The organism is Oerskovia sp. USHLN155 (assembly GCF_037145535.1).
Classification (GTDB): domain Bacteria; phylum Actinomycetota; class Actinomycetes; order Actinomycetales; family Cellulomonadaceae; genus Oerskovia; species Oerskovia rustica.
Genome location: NZ_JBBCXG010000005.1, coordinates 249,332 through 268,517, shown reverse-complemented (window position 1 = coordinate 268,517; position 19,186 = coordinate 249,332). Strand labels below are relative to the sequence as shown.

The window sequence follows — 19,186 nt, the reverse complement described above, 5'->3', positions numbered from 1 at the left end:
GTGGGCCTCACTCCTGCGGGGCGGGCGGCGGGATCTCGTCGAGCAGGAGGACGTCGAGCGGTTCGAGCATCCACTCCTCGAACGGCACGCTCTGGAACAGGTCGAACAGGGCGTCCTCGCCCGCGGTGAAGGCTTCCGACGACTCCCAGGTCGTCGTGAGGACCAGGCGCTCGTCGTCGCCCTCCGACCACACCGCCGACTGCACGAGCCCCGTGACCGTCCGGGTGATCAGGGCGGCCTGCTGGAGGTAGGCGAGCGTCACGTCGCGGAACTCGGGGCGCGGACGGTGCACGACGACCTGCGTGAACATCGGTCCTCCCCGGTCTCGGCTTCAACGCTACGAGCCGCTGACGACCCCTGGGAAGAGTACGACAGGGTGATGTCCTGAGCGTCATGCCGCCCGGGCCCCGTCGCCCATCTCGTCGAGGGACCGTCCCTTGGTCTCCGGGAGGAACCGCAGCACGAAGAACACCCCGAACGCAGAGACCGCGGCGAACGTCCCGTACGTCGCCGGCAGCCCCCACGCCTCGCTGACCACGGGGAACGACCTCGTCACGGCATAGTTCACGAACCACTGCACAGCCGTGGCGACCGCGAGCGCCGTCGCCCGGATCGCGGGCGGGAACATCTCCCCGAGCAGCACCCAGCCGAGCGGCCCCCACGTGAGCCCGAACGAGACGACCATGAGGTTGACGGCGACGAGGGCCGTCATGGCCCACGCCATGGGGAAGACCAGCTCGCCCGAGGCCGACGTCGTCGCCTGCCCGAACGCGAACGCCGTCACCGCGAGCGCGACCGCCATGCCCACGGACCCGGCCGCGAGCATGGGGCGACGCCCGAACCGGTCCGCGAGGCCGATCGCCACGACCGTGACCGCGATGTTGACCCCTGCGGTCACGAGCGACATCGTCAGGGCCTCGGACTCGGTGAAGCCGACCGACTCCCACAACGACGTCGAGTAGACGAACACCGCGTTGATGCCGCTGAGCTGGATGAGGGCCGCGACGCCCAGGCCGATCCACACGATGGGCCGCAGCCCCAGGGCGGGGCCGCGCAGGTCCCGGAGCGAGGTCGTGGCGTGCACGCCGATCGACGTGCGGATCCGGTCGACCTCCTCGTCCACCTCGTCGTCGCCGAGGCCCGTGAACCCTTGCAGGACGCGCTGGGCCTCGACCTCGCGCCCCCGGCCCACGAGATAGCGGGGCGACTCGGGCAGGCGCAGGGCGGCGAGCCCGTAGAGCGCCGCGGGGACGAGCTCGACCAGGAACATCCAGCGCCACGCGGGGAGCCCGGCCCAGAGGTCGTGCACGGCGCCCCCGGCAGCGCGGGACATCGCCAGCCCGACGGCGAGCGCCACGAAGATCCCGATGGTGATGAAGAGCTGCTGCAGCCCGCCCAGGCGCCCGCGCGAGCGCGGCGGGGCGATCTCGGCGATGTACGCGGGCGCCATGACCGACGCCGCACCGATCCCGACGCCCGCGAGCAGCCGCACCGGCAGCAGCACGGCCACGGACGGGGCGAGCGCCGCGGCCACGGCGCACAGACCGAACAGCAGCGCGGAGAGCAGCATGACGCGCACGCGGCCGAGCCGCTCCGACACCGACCCGGCGAACCAGGCCCCCACGGCGCACCCGAGGAGGGACAGCGAGGCCACCATGCCGCGCATGCTCGCGGTCAGCTCGAACTGCTCGCTCAGCGCCCCGACGGCGGAGTTGACTACCGACGTGTCGAACCCGAACAGCAGGCCGCCGAGCGCCGCGGCGAGGCACGCGAGGACCACCTTGCCGGGGACCCGGGGTCGCGGCCGCGCGTCGGTGGTCATGGTCGGAACCGTTCGGTGCTCATGGTCCGAACACTGCCACGGGGTGGCGCACCGGGCGCAGCGGTCGGGGGGTGATCCTCGCCGTGATCGGCGTCAGACCCCGCGAGCACCCGGGACCACGCTCGTTCCGACAGAGCCTCAGAGCACCTGGCCGGCGAGCGCCGCCGACTCGTCGTCGGAGAACAGCCGCGACCGGATGATGAAGCGCACCCCCTCGGGCGCCTCGACGCTGAACCCCGACCCGCGCCCCGGCACCACGTCGACCGTCAGGTGCGTGTGGCTCCAGTACTCGAACTGGCTGCGGCTCATCCAGAACGGCACCGTGAACGTCGCCTCCCCAGGATCGACGGCGTCCGCGCCCCCGTCGAGCACGATCCCGATGCCCAGCGGCCCTGCGGGACCGCTCAGCGCGACGTCGGCGAGCTCGGGCTCGGCGAGCTCGGAGAACGGGTCGACGACGACCAGGTCGCCCAGGTGCACGTCGGCCTCCGACGTCAGGAACTCGCCCTGCGGGTAGCACATGGGCGACGAGCCGTCGCAGCACCCCCCTGACTGGTGGAACATGAGCTCGCCGTACTGGACACGCAGGCGCGCGAGCAGCTCGGCCGCGGCCGGGGTCAGCGCCACCCGGTCGGGCCGCACCTCGCCGGGCGACGGTGCCCCCGCCCCCGGTGCGGCGACCTGCGGACCGGACGTGACGTCGTCGGGCATGATCCTTCTCCCCTCGTGGCGGACTGGACGGCGGAGCCGCTGACTGGACGAGCGGGCGGGGCCTTGCTTTCGGGCCCCGCCCACGACGGCGGGCGCGGCCTAGAAGAAGCCGAGCCTCGTGGCCGAGTAGCTGACCAGGAGGTTCTTGGTCTGCTGGTAGTGGTCGAGCATCATCTTGTGGTTCTCGCGGCCCACGCCCGAGCCCTTGTACCCGCCGAACGCGGCCGCCGCGGGGTACGCGTGGTAGCAGTTCGTCCACACGCGGCCCGCCTGGATCTCGCGGCCCGCCCGGTAGGCGATGTTGGCCTCGCGCGACCACACGCCCGCGCCCAGGCCGTACAGGGTGTCGTTCGCGACCGTGATCGCGTCGTCGAAGTCGGCGAAGTCCGTGACCGCCACGACCGGGCCGAAGATCTCCTCCTGGAAGATGCGCATCGAGTTCTTGCCCTCGAAGATCGTCGGCGTCACGTAGTAGCCGCCCGCGAGGTCCCCGCTCATCTCCGCCCGGGTGCCGCCCGTGAGGACCTTTGCCCCCTCGGCCTTGCCGATGTCGATGTAGCTGAGGATCTTCTCGAGCTGGTCGTTCGACGCCTGCGCGCCGATCATCGTCTCGGTGTCGAGCGGGTTGCCCTGCTTGACGGCCTTCGTGCGCTCGATCGCGTCACCCAGGAACTGGTCGTAGATCGACGTCTGGATGAGCGCGCGCGACGGGCACGTGCACACCTCGCCCTGGTTCAGGGCGAACATCGTGAACCCCTCGAGGGCCTTGTCGTAGAAGTCGTCCTTCTCGCGCGCCACGTCCTCGAAGAACAGGTTGGGCGACTTGCCGCCCAGCTCGAGCGTGACCGGGATGATGTTCTGGCTCGCGTACTGCATGATGAGCCGGCCCGTGGTGGTCTCGCCCGTGAACGCGATCTTGCGGATGCGCGGGCTCGACGCGAGCGGCTTGCCCGCCTCGACCCCGAACCCGTTGACCACGTTGAGGACGCCCGGGGGCAGCAGGTCCCCGATGATGTCGATCAGGAACAGGATCGACGCGGGCGTCTGCTCGGCGGGCTTGAGGACCACGCAGTTGCCCGCAGCGAGCGCCGGGGCCAGCTTCCACACCGCCATGAGGATGGGGAAGTTCCACGGGATGATCTGCCCGACCACACCCAGCGGCTCGTGGAAGTGGTAGGCGATGGTGTCCTCGTCGATCTCCGAGATCGACCCCTCCTGGGACCGGATCGCGCCCGCGAAGTAGCGGAAGTGGTCGATCGCGAGGGGGATGTCCGCCGCGAGGGTCTCGCGCACGGGCTTGCCGTTCTCCCACGTCTCGGCGACCGCGATCTTCTCGAGGTTCGCCTCCATGCGGTCGGCGATCTTGTTGAGGATCACGGCGCGCTCGGTCGCGGTCGTCTTCCCCCAGGTCCGGGCGGCGCCGTGCGCGGCGTCCAGGGCGCGGTCGATGTCCTCGGCCGTGCCGCGCGCGACCTCGGTGAAGGTGCGGCCCGTGACGGGGCTCGGGTTCTCGAAGTAGCGCCCGCTCGCCGGGGCGACGTACTCGCCGCCGATCCAGTGGTCGTAGCGAGACCTGTACTCGGCGATGGCTCCGGGGGTGCCCGGGGCAGCGTAGACGGTCATGTGCGTCTGCCTCCTTGCAGTGCTCTGTGCCGTGCGTGGCCCGCCGCCTGCCGTCTGCCCGCCGTCCGGCGCGGTCCACATCCCGGGGCGCACCGTTGCGCCCGGGTGCACCGGACGTTACGCAGCGCAGGGTTGCAGGAGGGTTGCAGTCACGGTGTCAGAACGAGCGCGCCGTCAGCGCAGCGAGCGGTCCAGCAGCGCGAGGCGCGCGCGGGCCCGGGCCGCCGCCGGGGTCCCGGGGGCGGCGAGCGCCGCGAGCCGGCGCCACGCCCCGTGGTCGTCGGCGCCCTCGTCGCTCGCGAGCCAGCGCCCCAGCGCCCCGACGTCGCCCGACGCGAGGACCGCCCCGCGCACCTCGGCCGACAGCTCGTCGCGCAGCCTCTCGACGCCCGGTGCGACCGAGCGCGGCAGCACCGGGCCCGGGTAGGCGGTGAGCGCGGCGTGCACGTCGCCGGCGGCGAGGAGGTCGCGCACGGTGTCGAGGTCGGTGCGCAGGGGCGCCCCGAGCCGGTAGGGCCGCGACCCGCCCAGCAGCGGCCCGACGGCGCGCCGCAGCCGCGACACCTCCGCGCGCACCGTCACGTCGGAGAGCTCTCCGGGGTGCAGCAGCACGGCCAGCTCGTCGGCGCCGAGCCCCCGCGGGGACGCGGCGAGCAGCAGGAGGATCTCGCTGTGGCGAAGGCTCAGGCGGCCCGACGGCGCCGCGTGCGTGCCGCCGTCGGGCGCGGTCGCGTAGGTGCCCGGGGCGGGCCAGCCCGCCGCTGCACCCGGCGCGGCGCGGAGCACCCCGTTGGACACGCCCAGCACGTCGAGGCGGGGGGCGAAGGGGCCGATCCGCGAGCCCGTGGCACTCTGCTCGAACTGCTCGGACCGCTCCGCCCGCTCGGCGAGCTCGCGCTCGACCGCCGCGACCGAGGCACGTACGAGCGACAGCACGAGGCCCGACGCCGCGACCTGGCCGCCCGTGACGTCGAGGACCCCGAGGACGCGGCCCGTGCGCAGGTCGCGCACCGGGGCGGCCGCGCAGTTGAACGACTGGACGGGACGCGTGAAGTGCTCGGCGCCGAGGACCTGGACGGGTCGGCCCGTCGCGAGGGCCGTTCCGGGGGCGTTGGTCCCCACACGCTCCTCACGCCACACCGCACCCTCGACGAAGCCGATGCGCCCGACGTCGTCGCGCACGCTCGTGCTGCCCTCGACCCACAGGAGCCGCCCGGAGTCGTCCGTCATCGCGACGACCGCGCTCTCTCCCGCGAGCCCCGCGACCAGGAGGTCGCGCACGATCGGCATGGCGCGCGCGAGCGGGTGCCGGGCCCGGTAGGAGCCGAGGTCGGCGTCCGACATCGACACGTCGGGGTGGGGGACGTCGGGGTCGACGCCGCTGCGGGCGCTGCGCCGCCACGATGCCGCGACAAGGGGACGGATGCCGGGCGGGAGCGCTCCCGTGCTCAGGAAGGCCTCGTGGGCGGCGCTCACGGTGGCAGGGTCGGTCATGATCGCCTCCTTCGACACCCTCGTCGAGTCCTGCCGGTCCTGGGGCCAGTGTAGGTGGCTCGGCGCGCGCCGTCCTGGGCCGCGGAACGGCGCGGATTAGCAATCTGACAAGGAGTGCCTATGATGTCAGCATGCCGAAGATCATCGGCGGTTCGCTCCACGAGCACCGCGCACAGACCCGTCAGAAGCTCTTCGCGGCGCTCTCGAACCTCATGATGGACCGCGGCTTCGACGCGATCTCGCTCGCGGACATCGCCTCCGCGGCAGGCGTGGGACGCACCGCGGTGTACAACCACTTCCCCGACAAGGAGTCGCTGCTCCTCGGCTTCATCACGCACGAGACCGAGCAGTACGTCGGGACGCTGGAGCGCGCGCTGGAGGGCGTCGACGACCCGGTCGAGCAGCTCCGCACCTACATCCGCCAGCAGGCGCAGCTCAAGCGGGTCTTCCACCTGGCCCCCGGACCGGACCTGCGGACCGTGCTCTCGCGCGGCACGCAGCAGCGCCTGCGCGAGCACGCCGTGATCGTCGAGGACACGCTGCGCCGCATCCTGACCGCGGGCATCGAGTGCGGCGAGTTCCCCGAGCAGGACCTCGGCACCACGGTCCAGCTCGTCAACGCGTGCCTCTCGGGCCGCCTCATCCCCGAGGACCCCGCCCAGCGCGAGCGCGCGATCGAGGCGACCGAGGCGTTCGTCCTGCGGGCCGTGGGTGCGCAGGAGCTCGTCGCCGGCTGAGGTTTGACACCTCGCGCGGCAGGCTGGGAGCCTGCGGCGTGACCTCGACCGCCCCGACTCCAGCTCCCCGCGCCTTCCTCGCCCCGACCCTCACGTTCGTCCTGGCGACGTTCGTCGCGTCGGGCGCGCTGCTCCTCCTCCAGCCGGTCTCGGGGATCGACCCGTCGGTGCTCGCTCTCGTCCAGCTCGGCCCCGCGGTCGGTGCCGGGGTCACGCTCGCCGTCTTCCGCGGGCGCCTCGCCCCCCTTCTGCCCGACGCCGTCCCGCGCCGTCAGGTCGTCGCTCACCTGGTCCTGGCGCTCGCCGCGTGCCTGCTCTACTGGGGCGTGCTCGTCGCCGTGCTCCTGGTGCAGGGCGAACCCCTCGAAGGGGTGCACGCGACCGCGGGCGTGCCGTTCGTGCTGCTCCTCCTCACGTACCTCGTGGGTGCGGCCGGCGAGGAGATCGGGTGGCGCGGGATGCTCCAGCCGCTGCTCGAGAACCGGTTCTCGCTCCTGGCCGCGAGCATCGTGACGGGCCTCGTGTGGGGGGTGTGGCACGTGCAGATCTTCTCCGCGGGGCCCGTCGTGATCGTGGGCTTCCTGCTCGCGACCGTCGCCCTGTCGGTGCTCATGGGCCACTTCGGGCGAGGCACCGTGCGGCAGCGCGTCGCGCTCGCGACCCTCGTGCACTGGCTCGTGAACCTCGCACTGCTCGTCACGCTCGGCGACCGGCACTCGACGCCCGGCGGAACGGTCGCGAACGCGATCGCCGCGCTCGTGAGCACGGCCGTGTTCATGGCGATGTTCGCCGCGGCTCAGCGCAAGCGCGGCAAGAGCGCGCTCGTGGCACGCCGGACGCAGGACGTCGCGGTCTAGAGGACCCGCTCGACGAACGCCCCGGTCCGGCGGAGAGCCTCGACCGGGAAGGGCGTCACCCGGCTCTCCCGCTGGAACCGGCGGGAGTAGTCCCCCATCACCGCCGCGACCGGCGCATGACGGACCAGGGTCGCCGCGACCTCGGACGGCACCCCCGCCGGACGCTCACCCTGCGCGCACGAACGCACGAACGTCCTGCGCTCGTCCGGTCCGTGGCCGTACCGGTCGACGGCGAGCCAGTTCACCAGGTACATGGCGGTGAAGGCACGGTCGTAGTCGCGGTGCTCGTCGACGAAGTCGACCTCGTCCCGGGCGAGCTCGAACCGGGAGGAGATCGCGAGGCCGAAGTCGGCGAAGTAGAGCCGCCCGCCATCGGTCAGGACGTTCTCGAAGTGGACGTCGAGGTGCAGCAGGCCCCGGGCGTTCATGAACGCGACACCTGCCCTCAGCTCGTCCTCCACCAGGGCGCAGGCCCGCTCGGCGCTCTCGTCACCGGCCCTGGTCCGGTCGCCCAGCCACTCGTGCAGGGTCTGCGGGACGTACTCCAGGAACAGCACGAGGCTCGCCGTGGACCGCTCGAGGGCCTCGATCCGGCGGCGCACCTCCAGGCTCTCTCCCCAGTAGGCCACCGCGCGGTCCACGTCGGACAGCTCCTCAGGAAGTGGCCGGCCATCGTCCGGGAGCACCCGCCAGTGGTGCATCAGGGGGAACCCCTCGAACTCGCCCGCGATCACCCAGTCCGTCGTCATGACGTGCACGGCCAGCTCCCGCCAGGCGCCGAAGCCCGGGCTGCCGATGGCGCCGAGACCGACATGGCAGAACACCGGCAGCCCGAACAGGTTCGCCGTCGAGCGCAGGCTCTCTGGTCGTCGCTCGAGATCGGTGAGCCGCACCTGCTTGACGAAGACAGGGATCCCCTCGACCTCCAGCAGGGCGGTCGCCCCGCCGATGCCCGAGCCGTTCGGCGTGGCGGCGTCCACGAGCTCACGCAACCTGCGGTCGCTGCACAGCGACAGCGCCGTGGACACGGCTCCATGGGCGGCCAGACGGGATCCGCGGGACCTGTCGGGGATCTGCAACGCTGCCTCCAGCCGGACCCCTGCCCGCTCGTGCAACCACTTCGGCTGGCACCGCGGCCCGGGTCGTCACAGGCTCTCACGTCGGTGGAGACGCCCCGCGGCAATGGCCCCCTCGGGTAGTTCTGACAACGTGTGGCAGCACGTGTTGCCGCTCTGCAGCACGCACACCCCGTCTCGGCCTCGGCGCGAGGCCCCCGGCGCACACCGTGCCTGCGCCCGCACCAGCCCCCCGCACCCGACAGACCGGCCGACGCTCCGCCGTCGGGCCGGCGCGGGCTCGCGCCGACTGGCGCCTAGAGTCTTCCGGTGCCCTCAGCCCTCCCCCCGCTCCCCCCTGACGACGCCTCGATGCCACCCGGGCACCCCGCCGGACCTGCCCGCCGCGGGCTCGGCCGGTCCTTCACCAACGTCTTCACCGCGAACATCAGCTCGAGCCTGGCCGACGGGATCGCGCGCGTCGCCGCGCCGCTCCTCGCCACCCGCCTCACCGACGACCCGCTGCTCATCGCCGGCATCGCGGCCGTCGCGATGCTCCCCTGGCTGTTCTTCGCGATCCCGTCCGGGGTACTGCTCGACCGCATCGACCGCCGCCACGCCATGGTCATCGCCAACGGCGCCCGCACCCTGCTCGCAGCCCTGCTCCTCACCCTGTTCGCGACAGGCACGCTGACCATCTGGTGGCTCTACGTCGTGATCTTCGCGTACGGCGCGCTCGAGACGCTGTACGACGGCGCGATCCGGGCCGTCGTCCCCGCGATCGTGCGTCGCCCCGACCTGCCGCGCGCCAACTCCCGCATCGAGGCGGGCGAGCTCGTGGTGCAGAACTTCCTCGCCGTGCCCCTGACGTCGGCGCTGTTCGCGGTGGCCGTCGTGATCCCGCTCGGGATCGGTGCGCTGTCCTACGCGGTCGCGGGGGTGCTCGCGTTCTTCCTGCCCGCCGCCGCGGCCGGCGCCCACCGGGCGCACCAGGCCCACCAGGGGCACCAGGGCCTCCCGCCCGTCCGCGCGACCTTCGCCCGCCAGCTCACCGACGGCTTCCGCTTCATCATGAGCCACCCCATGCTGCGCCCGCTGTGGTTCCTCAGCATCCTGATCGCGCTCTTCTTCGCGGCGGCCATCGCGACCGACGTGCTGTTCGTGCTCGAGCGGCTCGACGTGCCCGAGCAGTGGTTCGGGGTGTTCATGCTCTCGGGGGCCGTCGGCGGGATCGTCGGGGCCGTGGTCGTGAGCCCGCTCAAGGTCCGTTTCGGCGCGGGCCCGGTCATGGCCGCGGCGAACTTCGTCGGGCCGGTCGCGCTGGTCGTCATGGGGTTCTTCCCGACGGTACCGGTCGCCGTGGTGTGCTTCGCGGTGTCGTTCGGCTCGACGTCGGTGTGGAACGTCCTGGTCATGTCGCTGCGGCAGGCCGCGATCCCCGGGCACCTGCTGGGCCGGGTCCACGGGACGTGGCGCACGCTGCTGTGGGGGACCATGCCGCTCGGCTCGCTGCTGGGCGGCCTGCTCGCCCGGATCGACCTCACGACGCCGCTGCTCGTCGCGGGCGGGCTCACGGTCGTGGTCGCGGCGGTCGGGTACCGGTTCCTCCACGGCCTGCCGAACCCCGAGGACGTCGCGGAGCACGCGCTGCCCACGCGGTGAGGCTCCGTCTCCGCCTGCCCACTCCGTGAGACCTCCCCCACAGAGCATAGGTAAACCTCACCTCACTGTTGTATCGTTCCTGACGCGACGTCATGACGATGTGTCACGACACACCGCGGACCCGGCGCCGACCACCCGGCGCACGTGCCGACGTCGTGCACGTGACACGACGAACCGCAGGAGCCCGCTGAGATGACCGCCGAGACCCTTCCCCCCGTGGATGCCGCACCCGCGTCCCTGTCGCTGCGCCTGCGCGAGGGCACCCGCCCCGAGCACGAGCAGGCCGAGACCACGGGCTTCGTCGAGAAGCTCATGGGTGGTGAGCTCGACGTCGCCGCCTACACGGACCTCGCCGCGCAGCAGTACGCGATCTACGGTGCGCTCGAGCAGGCCAGCGCCCAGATCCGCGACGATGCCCAGGGCGCGACGCTCGTGTTCGACGAGCTGACCCGCACGCCCTCGATCGAGAAGGACCTCGCGTTCCTCGTCGGCCCCGACTGGGCCACCGAGATCCGCATCCTGCCCGCGACCGAGGCCTACGTGGCCCGCCTGCTCGAGGTCGGCTCGTCGCTGTCCGCCTACGCCGCGCACGCCTACACGCGCTACCTCGGCGACCTGTCGGGCGGCCAGATCATCAAGCGCATGATGGAGCGCCACTACGGCCTCGGCCCCGACGGCCTCGCGTTCTACACGTTCGACGAGATCCCCAAGGCCAAGCCCTTCAAGGACGTCTACCGCGAGCGCCTCGACGCCCTCGACCTCACGGACTCCCAGCTCGCCGAGACCGTCGCCGAGGCCAAGCGCGCCTTCCGTCTCAACAGCGCACTGTTCGCCGAGCTCGGCGCGGTCCACTGCTGACCGCTCGTTGAGCACCGCCCGCCGCCCGCCCGCCGCCCGCTCGACGCCGGGCGACGGGCGGCGCGCGACCGTCCCGACGTCTCCAAGATCACAGAAGATCTCGGGGACCGGCATGCCTCCTGGCGGCCTGCGTAGGTTAGCCTCAACTTACCCGAAGCCGCCCTCTCGCGTGGGCGGCCGACCTCTGCTGGAGCCCTGTGATGTCGCACCCTGCCCGCGTCCCGTCCCCCGAGCACCGACGCGGTCCGCTGACGCGTGGCCTGCGCCGCTCGTCCGTCGCCGGTGTCGCGACGCTCGCCGCGGTCCTGCTCGCCGCGGGCTGCGCGCCGCTCCCGTACGAGCCGCCGGCACCGACGCCCGCACCCACCACGGACTCCGCCCCCGCCCAGCCCGAGGCCGAGGCCGTCACCCTCGACGCGTGCGCGGCCCTCGAGACGGGCCAGCGCGCCACGGTCGACCCGGCGTCGTTCCCGACCGGCCCCACGACCGCGTCGTTCGCCGACGACGTGATCGACCCGATCGTCACCGCGCCTACCCCGACGCTGCCCGTGACGGTCACGTCGCACGACGGCCGCCAGGTCACGGTCGCCGACGCCTCCCGGATCATCGCGGTCGACCTCTACGGCACGCTCGGCGAGATCGTCTACAGCCTGGGGCTCGGCGCGAACGTCGTGGGCCGGGACCTGCCGACGGGCTTCCCCGAGGCCGCCGACGTCCCCGTGGTCACCGGCGCCGGGCACGCCCTCAACATCGAGACCATCCTCGGCCTGAACCCCAGCGTCATCCTCACGGACGCCACGCTCCTCACGGACACGGCCCGCACCCAGCTCGAGTCCTCGGGTATCCCCGTCGTCTACTTCGACGAGGCCCGCACACTCGACGGCATCGACGACCGCATCACCGCGGTCGCGACCACGCTCGGCGTCCCCGAGGCCGGCGCGGCGCTCGTCGCGCGCACCGACCAGCAGGTCTGCGCGGCCCTCGCGGGCGTCCCCGCGGACACGGGCAACCCGCTCGTCGCGTTCCTGTACCTGCGCGGGTCCAACATCAAGATGCTGTTCGGCCCCGGCTCGGGCGCCGACGACCTGATCCGCGAGATCGGCGGCCAGGACGCCGGCACCGCGATCGGCCTCACGCAGCAGTACGCCCCCGTGACGAGCGAGGCCATCATCGCCGCGGCGCCGGCTGCGTACCTCGTCATGACCGACGGCCTCGAGTCGAGCGGCGGCCTCGACGCCATGATGGCGATCCCTGGCCTCGCCCAGACCCCCGCGGGCCAGAGCCAGCGCGTGGTCGACATGGACGGCAGCCGTCTCCTGACGTTCGGTCCCCGCACGGGCGAGACCATCGCGTCGCTCGTCGAGGCGTTCTACGGCGTCCCCGCACCGGACCTGAGCGCGGTCGGCGCGGCCGCTGACTCGGCGGACGCCGGGTCGACCGCCCCGTGACGCCCACCTCACGCCCCGCCGGCCCGACGACGTCGCGCACCACCGCGGGCCCCCTCACCACCGATCAGCGCACCCCGCACCCGACCAGCACCACCGGCGGCGAGCCGGGCGAACCGGTGAGCGGCGCCGTCGGGCCTGGTTCTCCCAGCGCTACCGGTGCGCAGGACGCGCTCCCCGGTGTCGGCAGGTCGCGGCGACGCGCCGCGACCTGGCTCATGATCGGGCTGGGCGTCGCGCTGGTCGTGCTCACGGTGCTGTCCGGCATGACCGGGCAGGTGCCCGTGTCCCCGTCGGAGGTCCTCGGCTCGCTCATGCACCACATGGGCCTGAACATCGGCCCCATGCCCTCGCACCCGCAGGGCGAGAACACGCTGTGGGTCGTGCGCTTCCCGCGCGTGGTCCTCGCGATCCTGGTCGGGGCCGCGCTCGCGTGCTCGGGCGCGCTCATGCAGGGCGTGTTCGGCAACCCGCTCGCCGAGCCCGGCGTGATCGGGGTCTCGGCGGGCGCGGCCGTGGGCGCGTGCGCCGTCATCGTCACCGCGGGCTCGCTCGTGTCGGGGACGTGGGTCGCCGCCGCGGCCTTCCTGGGCGGGCTGATCACGACGTTCCTCGTCTACGCGCTCTCCCGCTCGGGAGGCCGGACCGAGGTCGTGACGCTCGTGCTCACGGGCATCGCGGTCAACGCGTTCGCGGGCGGGCTGCTCGCGTTCTTCACGTTCGTCGCCGACCCTGCCGCGCGCGAGCAGATCGTGTTCTGGCAGCTCGGCTCCCTCGGCGGGGCCACGTGGGGGTCGGTCGCGGTCGTCGCACCCATCGCGGTCGTCGGCGTGACCGGCGCGATGCTGCTGCGCCGCCAGATGGACCTCCTGTCCCTCGGGGAGCGCGCCGCGCACCACCTCGGCGTGGACGTCGAGCGGCTGCGCCAGATCGTCATCGTCCTCGTGGCGCTGCTTGTCTCCGCGGGGGTGGCGTTCACGGGGATCATCGCGTTCGTCGGGCTCGTGGTCCCGCACCTGGTCCGCATGGTCTGCGGGCCGAGCCACCGCTGGCTCATCCCGGCCTCGACGCTCGGCGGCGCCGTGGTGCTGCTCCTCGCGGACCTGGTCTCACGCTCGCTCGTCGACAACGTCGAGCTGCCGCTCGGCATGATCACCTCGCTCGTGGGCGGGCCGTTCTTCTTCTACCTGCTGCGCCGCACGCGCTCGCGGCAAGGAGGCTGGGCATGAGCCGCACACTGGTCGAGCTCGACTCGCGCCACGAGGGCAGCAGCTTCTTGTCGTCGCTGCGGACCGCGGTCACGGGGCGGCGACGGTCGTCGCGGCTGCCCTCTGTCGCGGTGGCCGGCGACGTCGTGACCGAGGCGCGCGACGCGACGCTCTCGCTCGACGGGACGCCCGTGCTGCGCAACGTGTCCGTCCAGGTGCGCGCGGGCGAGGTGCGCGCGCTGCTCGGCCCCAACGGTGCGGGCAAGTCCTCGCTGCTCGGGGCGCTCACGGGCGACCTGCCGCTCGACGACGGGTCGGTGCTGGTGGACGGCGCTCCCCTGCGGTCCTGGACGCCGACCGAGCTCGCGATGCGCCGGGCCGTGCTCATGCAGCAGATCCACCTCAGCTTCCCGTTCACGTCGCTCGACGTGGTCCAGATGGGTCGCGCGCCCTGGCGCGGGACGCCCCTGGAGGAGCTCGACGACGAGGTCGTGGCCGAGTCTCTCGCCGCGACCGACGTGTCGCACCTCGCGGGCCGGCACTTCCCGTCGCTGTCCGGGGGCGAGAAGGCGCGCGTCGCGCTCGCCCGCGTCCTGGCCCAGCGGACCGGGCTGCTCATGCTCGACGAGCCGACCGCCGCGCTCGACCTCAAGCACCAGGAGCTCGTGCTCCAGATCGCGCGCCGCCACGCGGCGGCCGGTGGCGCCGTGGTCGTCGTCGTGCACGACCTGGGCCTCGCGTCGGCCTACGCGGACCAGGTCACCCTGCTGTCCGGCGGGCGCGTCGTGGCCGACGGTTCTCCTCGCGAGGTCCTGACGGCCGGCCTGCTGAGCGAGGTGTACGACTACCCGGTCGAGGTGGTCGAGCACCCCGACGGCGGTGCGCCGATCATCCTGCCGGCGCGTTCCCTGGCGGCGCCGCCGAGGTAGACCCCGGGGGGGGGGGGGGGCGGGCGCCCCCCCCCCCCGGCCCCCCCCCCCCCCCCCCACGGGTCTACCTCGGCCTCCGCCGGCGGCCTACAGGGTCCGGTCCGCGTACACCGCCAGGGCGTCGCGAACCAGGCGCGCGCCCTCGACGCCGCCGTAGTTCGCGGCGAACCGCTCGTCGGTCACGTACATCTCCCCGAGCCCGACGACGTACTCCTTGACCGGCGCCCCACCGTGGCCCGGGGTGCCCGGGATGCTGCTCAGCCACTCGACGTGCCGCTCCGCGAGCGCCTGCGCCTCGTCGCTCTCGGGCGTGACGCCCGCCTGTGCCGCGGCCGTCCAGTCCGCGGCGAGCTGCCGGGTCCGCTCCTGGTAGGCCGCCTTGTCCTGCGCGGACAGCCCGCGCCACCAGGTGTCGCCCGTCCGGTAGGCCTCGGCCCCCCACCGCTCGGTGACCTCTGCCTCGTGCTTCGTGTGGTCGAACCCGTCGAACATGTCGTCCGCCATGAGTCGCCCACCTCCTTCCATGGTCGTGATCGTGCGCTCGACCGACGCGATCTGTCGCGCCAGCCGCTGCTGCTCGGCCCGGAGGGCGTCCAGGTGGGTCCGCAGGGCGTGCGCCTGCACGGTAGGGCTCTCCTCGTCGTCCCGCCCCAGGATCTCGGCGACGGCCGGGAGGCCGACGCCGAGGTCCCGCAGGAGGAGGATCCGCTGGAGCCGGACGAGCGCGGGCCCGTCGTAGTACCGGTAGCCGTTGTGCCCGACCCGGCTGGGCGCGAGCAGCCCGACGTCGTCGTAGTGACGCAGCGTGCGGCTCGTTGTCCCGGCGAGGCGGGCGATCTCCTGGATGGACCAGTCGGTCGCGGGTTCCGGTGTGCGCGTGGTCATGCGTCCTCCTTCCCAGGGCCCTGGACGCCTCGGGTGAGGCAGCACGATCGACCCTAGAAGTTGACGTTACGTCAAGGTCAACCCTCGGTCGCTTCCGGCCCGACGGCGTCACTCCCCTCGCAGCACCCGCGCGAGCTCGTCGGTGGTCGTCACGACCCGGAGGGCGCCCGCCTCCTCGAGCTCGCCCGGCGCCGCGTATCCCCACGAGACGCCGAGGCACCCGATGCCGTGCGCGGCGGCCCCGAGCACGTCGTGCTCCCGGTCGCCGACCATGACGATCTCCTCGCGCGGCGGCGCGTCGGCGGGTGACGTGGCCGCGAGCGCGTGCGCGATCACGTCCGCCTTCGAGCCACGCGTCCCGTCCAGGGTCGCGCCGTAGACGCCCTCGACGAGGGGGTCGATCCCGAAGTGCGCGGTGATGCGGCGCGCGTAGACCTCGGGCTTGGAGGTCGCGACCGCGAGCCGGACGCCTGCGTCGCGCACCGCCGTCAGGCACTCGAGGATGCCGGGGTAGAGCGAGTTCTCCAGCATGCGCCCGGCGGCGTAGACGTCGCGGTACGCCGCGACCGCCTCGGGGACCCGGTCCGCCGGGACGCCGTGCAGCGCGAACGTCTCGGCGAGGGGCGGTCCGACGAACAGCCGCAGGGCCTCGTCGGTCGGCGGCGCGATCCCGAGGGTCGCGTAGGCGTGGCGGACCGAGGACAGGATGCCGGGGGCCGAGTCGGTCAGCGTCCCGTCGAGGTCGAGGAGGGCCAGTCGGTAGGGAGGGTTCGCAGAGGTCACGGGATCGATTCTCCCGCGGCCCTCTATCTCGGCGGGTCGACCGGTTCGGCCTGCCCGCCCCGACGCCTCGCGACCACCCACCCGGCGACGAAGCCGAGCACCAGCAGCCCGACCCCCAGCGCGACCATCCCGAGGGTCTGCGCCCACGGCCTCGGCGGCACGAACGTCGTGTCCGCGAGCGGGGCGTAGGCGAACCACCCGAACGAGGTCCACCAGTAGGGCCGCGACGCGAGCCACGCCCCCACGCCCACGAGGAGCACCCCGACCACGAGGCCGAGCACGGCGCCACGGCTGCGGGGACGAGGACGGGGGGCGGGTGCGGGCGGCGTCATGCCGGACATCCTGGCGTGGCCGGCGCGCGGTCGCAACGCCCCGCGCCGCCCCCTGTCCAGGCGCCACTTCTCCGCCACGGCCCGCTCGACGTCGACGTCACTCCCCGACGAGCCCCCGCACCACGCGGTACGACAGGTGCGTGACGAGGTGGTTGCTGCTCACGGGCCCGGGCTCGACGCTCAGGCCGCCGAGACCGTCGAGCAGCCGCTCGCCCGCGCCGAGCAGCACGGGCGCGACGTGCAGCCCGAACTCGTCGACGAGCCCTGCGGCGAGGTACGCCCGCATGGTCGAGGCGCCGCCCGCGATCCCGACGTGCCCGTCCCGCGACGCCGCGAGCGCCTGCGACAGGGCGGACTCGATCCCGTCGGTCACGAAGAAGAACGTCGTCCCGCCCTCCATGACGAGGGGTTCGCGCGGGTGGTGCGTGAGCACGAAGACGGGTGCGTGGTACGGCGGCTCGTCGCCCCACCAGCCCCGCCACGACTCGTCCCACGGGCCGCGACCGGGGGCGAACATGTTGCGCCCCATGACGAACGCGGTGGGTGCCGCGACGGACTCGAGCGCGGCCGTGTTGGCCTCGGGCTCCTCGAACATCCATCGGTGGAGCTGCTCGCCGCCCTCGCCGAGAGGGTTCTCGAGGGACTGGTGCGGTCCCGCGACGAACCCGTCGAGGGACAGCCCGACGTCGAACGTGACCCTGCCCATGCGGCTCACACCGACTTCCGCGTACGACGGATGCCGACCCACAGGCCGACGGCGCACGTGACCGCGGCCGCGACGACGCCCCACAGGACCTCGGTGCTCGCGAACGTCCCGCCGAACAGGGCGCGCTCGGCGTCGACCATGTAGGTCAGGGGGTTGAACTTCGCGGCGGTCTGCATCCACGACGGCCCGGCCTCGAGCGGGAGCATCATGCCGGACAGGATGAGGAGCGGGAACAGGAGCGACTGCTGCACACCCCAGAACAGCCACTCGCGGTTCTTCGCGGCGAGCGCGAGCGCGCAGGACAGCGCACCGACGCCGATCCCGAACAGGCCCAGGAGCGCGAGCCCCGCGATCGCGTGCAGCGGGTAGAACGTGAACCCGAACGGGATGCACACGAGCGCGATGAGCAGGCCCTGGACCACGAGCGGCGCGAACTCCTTGAGCGCGCGGCCCACGAGGATCGCGGACCGGTCGAGCGGGGTCGCGAGGACGCGCTCGTACGAGCCGGTCATCATCTCGTAGAGCAGGTTCGAGCCCGTCATGGAGGTCCCGAACAGGGAGATCATGACGATCACGCCGGGCACGAACCACTGGAGCGTCGCGGCCGTGGACCCGCCGGGTCCGCCCATGCCGCCGCCCACGGCGCCGGTCAGGAGCGGCCCGAACAGACCCAGGAAGATCAGCGGCTGGAGCAGCGAGAAGATCAGGGTGAAGGGGTCGCGCAGGACCAGGAGGATCTCGCGCGTGAAGACCGCCCAGGTGTCGCCGAGGAACTTCGCTGCCCCGGAGCGCCCGACGTCGGAGCGCCGGTCGGTCGCCTGCCTCGCCGTGGCCTGTGGTGCGGTCCGGGTGTCGAGCCCGAGGTTCGTCCCGCTGCGCGGCCCGGTCGTCGGCCCGGCCACCTGCCCGACCTCGGGCTCGGCCCCCTGGCCGGGGTTCGTCTGCTCGTCCATCACGCCGCCTCCTCGCGCAGGCTCCGACCGGTCAGGTTGAGGAACACGTCGTCGAGGCTCGCCTGCTTGAGCCCGGCCGACCGGACCGAGAGGCCTGCGACCCGCAGGGACTCGATCGCCTCGGGCAGACGGTCCGCGCCGTGCGTCGTCGACAGGGTCACCGTGACGTCTCCCCCGGCGCCGACGGTCGCCTGCAGCCTCGTGCCATCGGTGCCGTCGGCACTCCCGGCCCCGTCGGCACCTCCCGCGCCGGCGTCGCCCACGACCCGGGCGAGGGCTGCGCGGACGCGCGTGACGTCGTCGGGCACCTCGCCCTGGGAGCCGGACGTGCCGGTGACGACGAGCGTCACGACGTCGTCCGCGTGGTCGCGCTTGAGCGCGGCGGGCGGGGCGTCGGCGACGATCGTGCCGTGGTCGATGACGACGACGCGCTCGGCCATCGAGTCGGCCTCGTCGAGGTAGTGCGTGGTGAGGACGATCGTCATGCCGTACCTCTCGCGCAGGACGCCGATGTGCTCCCACAGGTTCGCGCGGCTGTGCGGGTCGAGGCCCGTGGTGGGTTCGTCGAGGAACAGCAGCGGCGGGTGGTTCATGAGGCCGAGCGCGACGTCGAGGCGGCGACGCTGCCCGCCCGACAGGCTCTGGACCGTGCGCTTGCCGAGGCCGTCGAGCTCGAGCGCCTCGAGGAGGTCCGCGGCCCGGCGCTGGTACTCGGAGGCCGCCATGCCGTAGAAGCGGCCCTGGTTGTGGAGCTCGTCGGCGACCCGGTAGGAGAACCCTCCCCCGTTGCCCTGGCCGATGTACCCGATGCGCGACCGGACCTCGGCGGGCTGGGTGCGGATGTCGAAGCCTGCGACCTCGGCCCTCCCCGACGTGGGTTCGAGGAGGCTCGTGAGCATGCGCAGGGTCGTCGACTTGCCGGCGCCGTTGGGACCGAGGAACGCGACGAGCTCGCCCTCGTGGACGTCGACGTCGATGCCCTTGACCGCCTCGACCACCTCCTTCTTGCGATGGAAGGTCTTGGTCAGCCCTTCGGTGTGGATCATGGCTCACGCCTCTCGCGTACGGTGTACTGGAATAGGTTTTCACGCTAGCATACGGTGTACGGGAATTGAAGGGTCTCCCG

Annotated in this window: 19 protein-coding genes; 7 read left to right on the top strand and 12 right to left on the bottom strand. The window is 72.9% G+C overall.

The window, feature by feature from the left end:
• Positions 1 to 7 precede the first annotated feature (7 nt).
• From WFH32_RS09160 to WFH32_RS09140, 5 genes are all read right to left on the bottom strand, one after another.
• Positions 8 to 310 carry an antibiotic biosynthesis monooxygenase gene (locus WFH32_RS09160; RefSeq protein ID WP_336707043.1) on the bottom strand — a complete coding sequence of 101 codons (303 nt, stop codon included), beginning with the start codon at positions 308 to 310 and terminating at the stop codon, positions 8 to 10.
• Positions 311 to 391: 81 nt separating this feature from the next.
• Positions 392 to 1,822 carry a sugar porter family MFS transporter gene (locus WFH32_RS09155; RefSeq protein ID WP_336707041.1) on the bottom strand — a complete coding sequence of 477 codons (1,431 nt, stop codon included), beginning with the start codon at positions 1,820 to 1,822 and terminating at the stop codon, positions 392 to 394.
• Positions 1,823 to 1,960: 138 nt separating this feature from the next.
• Positions 1,961 to 2,533 (bottom strand): DUF779 domain-containing protein, encoded by a 573-nt coding sequence (locus WFH32_RS09150; RefSeq protein WP_191796766.1) that lies wholly within the window; start codon positions 2,531 to 2,533, stop codon positions 1,961 to 1,963.
• Between the two features lie 99 nt (positions 2,534 to 2,632).
• Positions 2,633 to 4,156, bottom strand: a complete 1,524-nt coding sequence (gene exaC, locus WFH32_RS09145) for an acetaldehyde dehydrogenase ExaC (protein WP_336707040.1) — start codon at positions 4,154 to 4,156, stop codon at positions 2,633 to 2,635.
• Between the two features lie 174 nt (positions 4,157 to 4,330).
• Complete coding sequence (locus WFH32_RS09140) at positions 4,331 to 5,650, bottom strand: transcriptional regulator (protein ID WP_336707039.1); 1,320 nt, start codon at positions 5,648 to 5,650, stop codon at positions 4,331 to 4,333.
• Positions 5,651 to 5,781: 131 nt separating this feature from the next.
• On the opposite strand from WFH32_RS09140, the gene WFH32_RS09135 reads away from it, so the two are divergent.
• A complete protein-coding gene (locus WFH32_RS09135; protein WP_138822406.1) occupies positions 5,782 to 6,387 on the top strand; it encodes a TetR/AcrR family transcriptional regulator in 606 nt (201 codons plus the stop codon).
• A 38-nt stretch (positions 6,388 to 6,425) separates the two neighbouring features.
• Entirely contained in the window at positions 6,426 to 7,244 is an 819-nt protein-coding gene (locus WFH32_RS09130) for a CPBP family intramembrane glutamic endopeptidase (RefSeq protein ID WP_336707036.1), read from the top strand.
• On the opposite strand, the gene WFH32_RS09125 is transcribed toward WFH32_RS09130, so the two are convergent.
• Positions 7,241 to 8,272 carry a protein kinase family protein gene (locus tag WFH32_RS09125; protein WP_336707034.1) on the bottom strand — a complete coding sequence of 344 codons (1,032 nt, stop codon included), beginning with the start codon at positions 8,270 to 8,272 and terminating at the stop codon, positions 7,241 to 7,243. The two genes, WFH32_RS09130 and WFH32_RS09125, sit on opposite strands and share 4 nt — an antisense overlap.
• 357 nt (positions 8,273 to 8,629) lie before the next feature.
• On the opposite strand from WFH32_RS09125, the gene WFH32_RS09120 reads away from it, so the two are divergent.
• The 5 genes from WFH32_RS09120 to WFH32_RS09100 all read left to right on the top strand — a co-directional run bounded on the left by WFH32_RS09120 (position 8,630) and on the right by WFH32_RS09100 (position 14,401).
• Positions 8,630 to 9,961 carry an MFS transporter gene (locus tag WFH32_RS09120; protein WP_336707032.1) on the top strand — a complete coding sequence of 444 codons (1,332 nt, stop codon included), beginning with the start codon at positions 8,630 to 8,632 and terminating at the stop codon, positions 9,959 to 9,961.
• A gap of 192 nt (positions 9,962 to 10,153) precedes the next feature.
• Complete coding sequence (locus tag WFH32_RS09115) at positions 10,154 to 10,819, top strand: biliverdin-producing heme oxygenase (protein ID WP_336707030.1); 666 nt, start codon at positions 10,154 to 10,156, stop codon at positions 10,817 to 10,819.
• Between the two features lie 200 nt (positions 10,820 to 11,019).
• Positions 11,020 to 12,267: a heme/hemin ABC transporter substrate-binding protein gene (locus WFH32_RS09110; RefSeq protein ID WP_336707028.1), complete on the top strand. Its 1,248-nt coding sequence runs from the start codon at positions 11,020 to 11,022 to the stop codon at positions 12,265 to 12,267.
• A 215-nt stretch (positions 12,268 to 12,482) separates the two neighbouring features.
• Positions 12,483 to 13,493, top strand: a complete 1,011-nt coding sequence (locus WFH32_RS09105) for a FecCD family ABC transporter permease (protein ID WP_336707158.1) — start codon at positions 12,483 to 12,485, stop codon at positions 13,491 to 13,493.
• Positions 13,490 to 14,401 (top strand): heme ABC transporter ATP-binding protein, encoded by a 912-nt coding sequence (locus WFH32_RS09100; protein WP_336707027.1) that lies wholly within the window; start codon positions 13,490 to 13,492, stop codon positions 14,399 to 14,401. The genes WFH32_RS09105 and WFH32_RS09100 overlap by 4 nt, the downstream gene beginning before the upstream one ends.
• Before the next feature lie 87 nt (positions 14,402 to 14,488).
• Here the strand turns inward: WFH32_RS09100 and WFH32_RS09095 are convergent, their stop codons facing one another.
• From WFH32_RS09095 to WFH32_RS09070, 6 genes are all read right to left on the bottom strand, one after another.
• Entirely contained in the window at positions 14,489 to 15,286 is a 798-nt protein-coding gene (locus WFH32_RS09095; RefSeq protein ID WP_336707026.1) for a MerR family transcriptional regulator, read from the bottom strand.
• 108 nt (positions 15,287 to 15,394) lie between these two features.
• Positions 15,395 to 16,069, bottom strand: coding sequence for an HAD hydrolase-like protein (locus WFH32_RS09090; RefSeq protein WP_336707025.1), 675 nt, complete (start codon positions 16,067 to 16,069; stop codon positions 15,395 to 15,397).
• Between the two features lie 23 nt (positions 16,070 to 16,092).
• Positions 16,093 to 16,401 (bottom strand): hypothetical protein, encoded by a 309-nt coding sequence (locus WFH32_RS09085; protein WP_225228495.1) that lies wholly within the window; start codon positions 16,399 to 16,401, stop codon positions 16,093 to 16,095.
• Between the two features lie 97 nt (positions 16,402 to 16,498).
• Positions 16,499 to 17,107, bottom strand: a complete 609-nt coding sequence (locus WFH32_RS09080; protein ID WP_191798345.1) for a dihydrofolate reductase family protein — start codon at positions 17,105 to 17,107, stop codon at positions 16,499 to 16,501.
• A gap of 5 nt (positions 17,108 to 17,112) precedes the next feature.
• Positions 17,113 to 18,060 carry an ABC transporter permease gene (locus tag WFH32_RS09075; RefSeq protein WP_336707022.1) on the bottom strand — a complete coding sequence of 316 codons (948 nt, stop codon included), beginning with the start codon at positions 18,058 to 18,060 and terminating at the stop codon, positions 17,113 to 17,115.
• On the bottom strand, positions 18,060 to 19,106 hold the full coding sequence (locus WFH32_RS09070) for an ABC transporter ATP-binding protein (RefSeq protein WP_336707020.1): 1,047 nt from the start codon (positions 19,104 to 19,106) through the stop codon (positions 18,060 to 18,062). The genes WFH32_RS09075 and WFH32_RS09070 overlap by 1 nt, the downstream gene beginning before the upstream one ends.
• Positions 19,107 to 19,186: the final 80 nt, after the last annotated feature.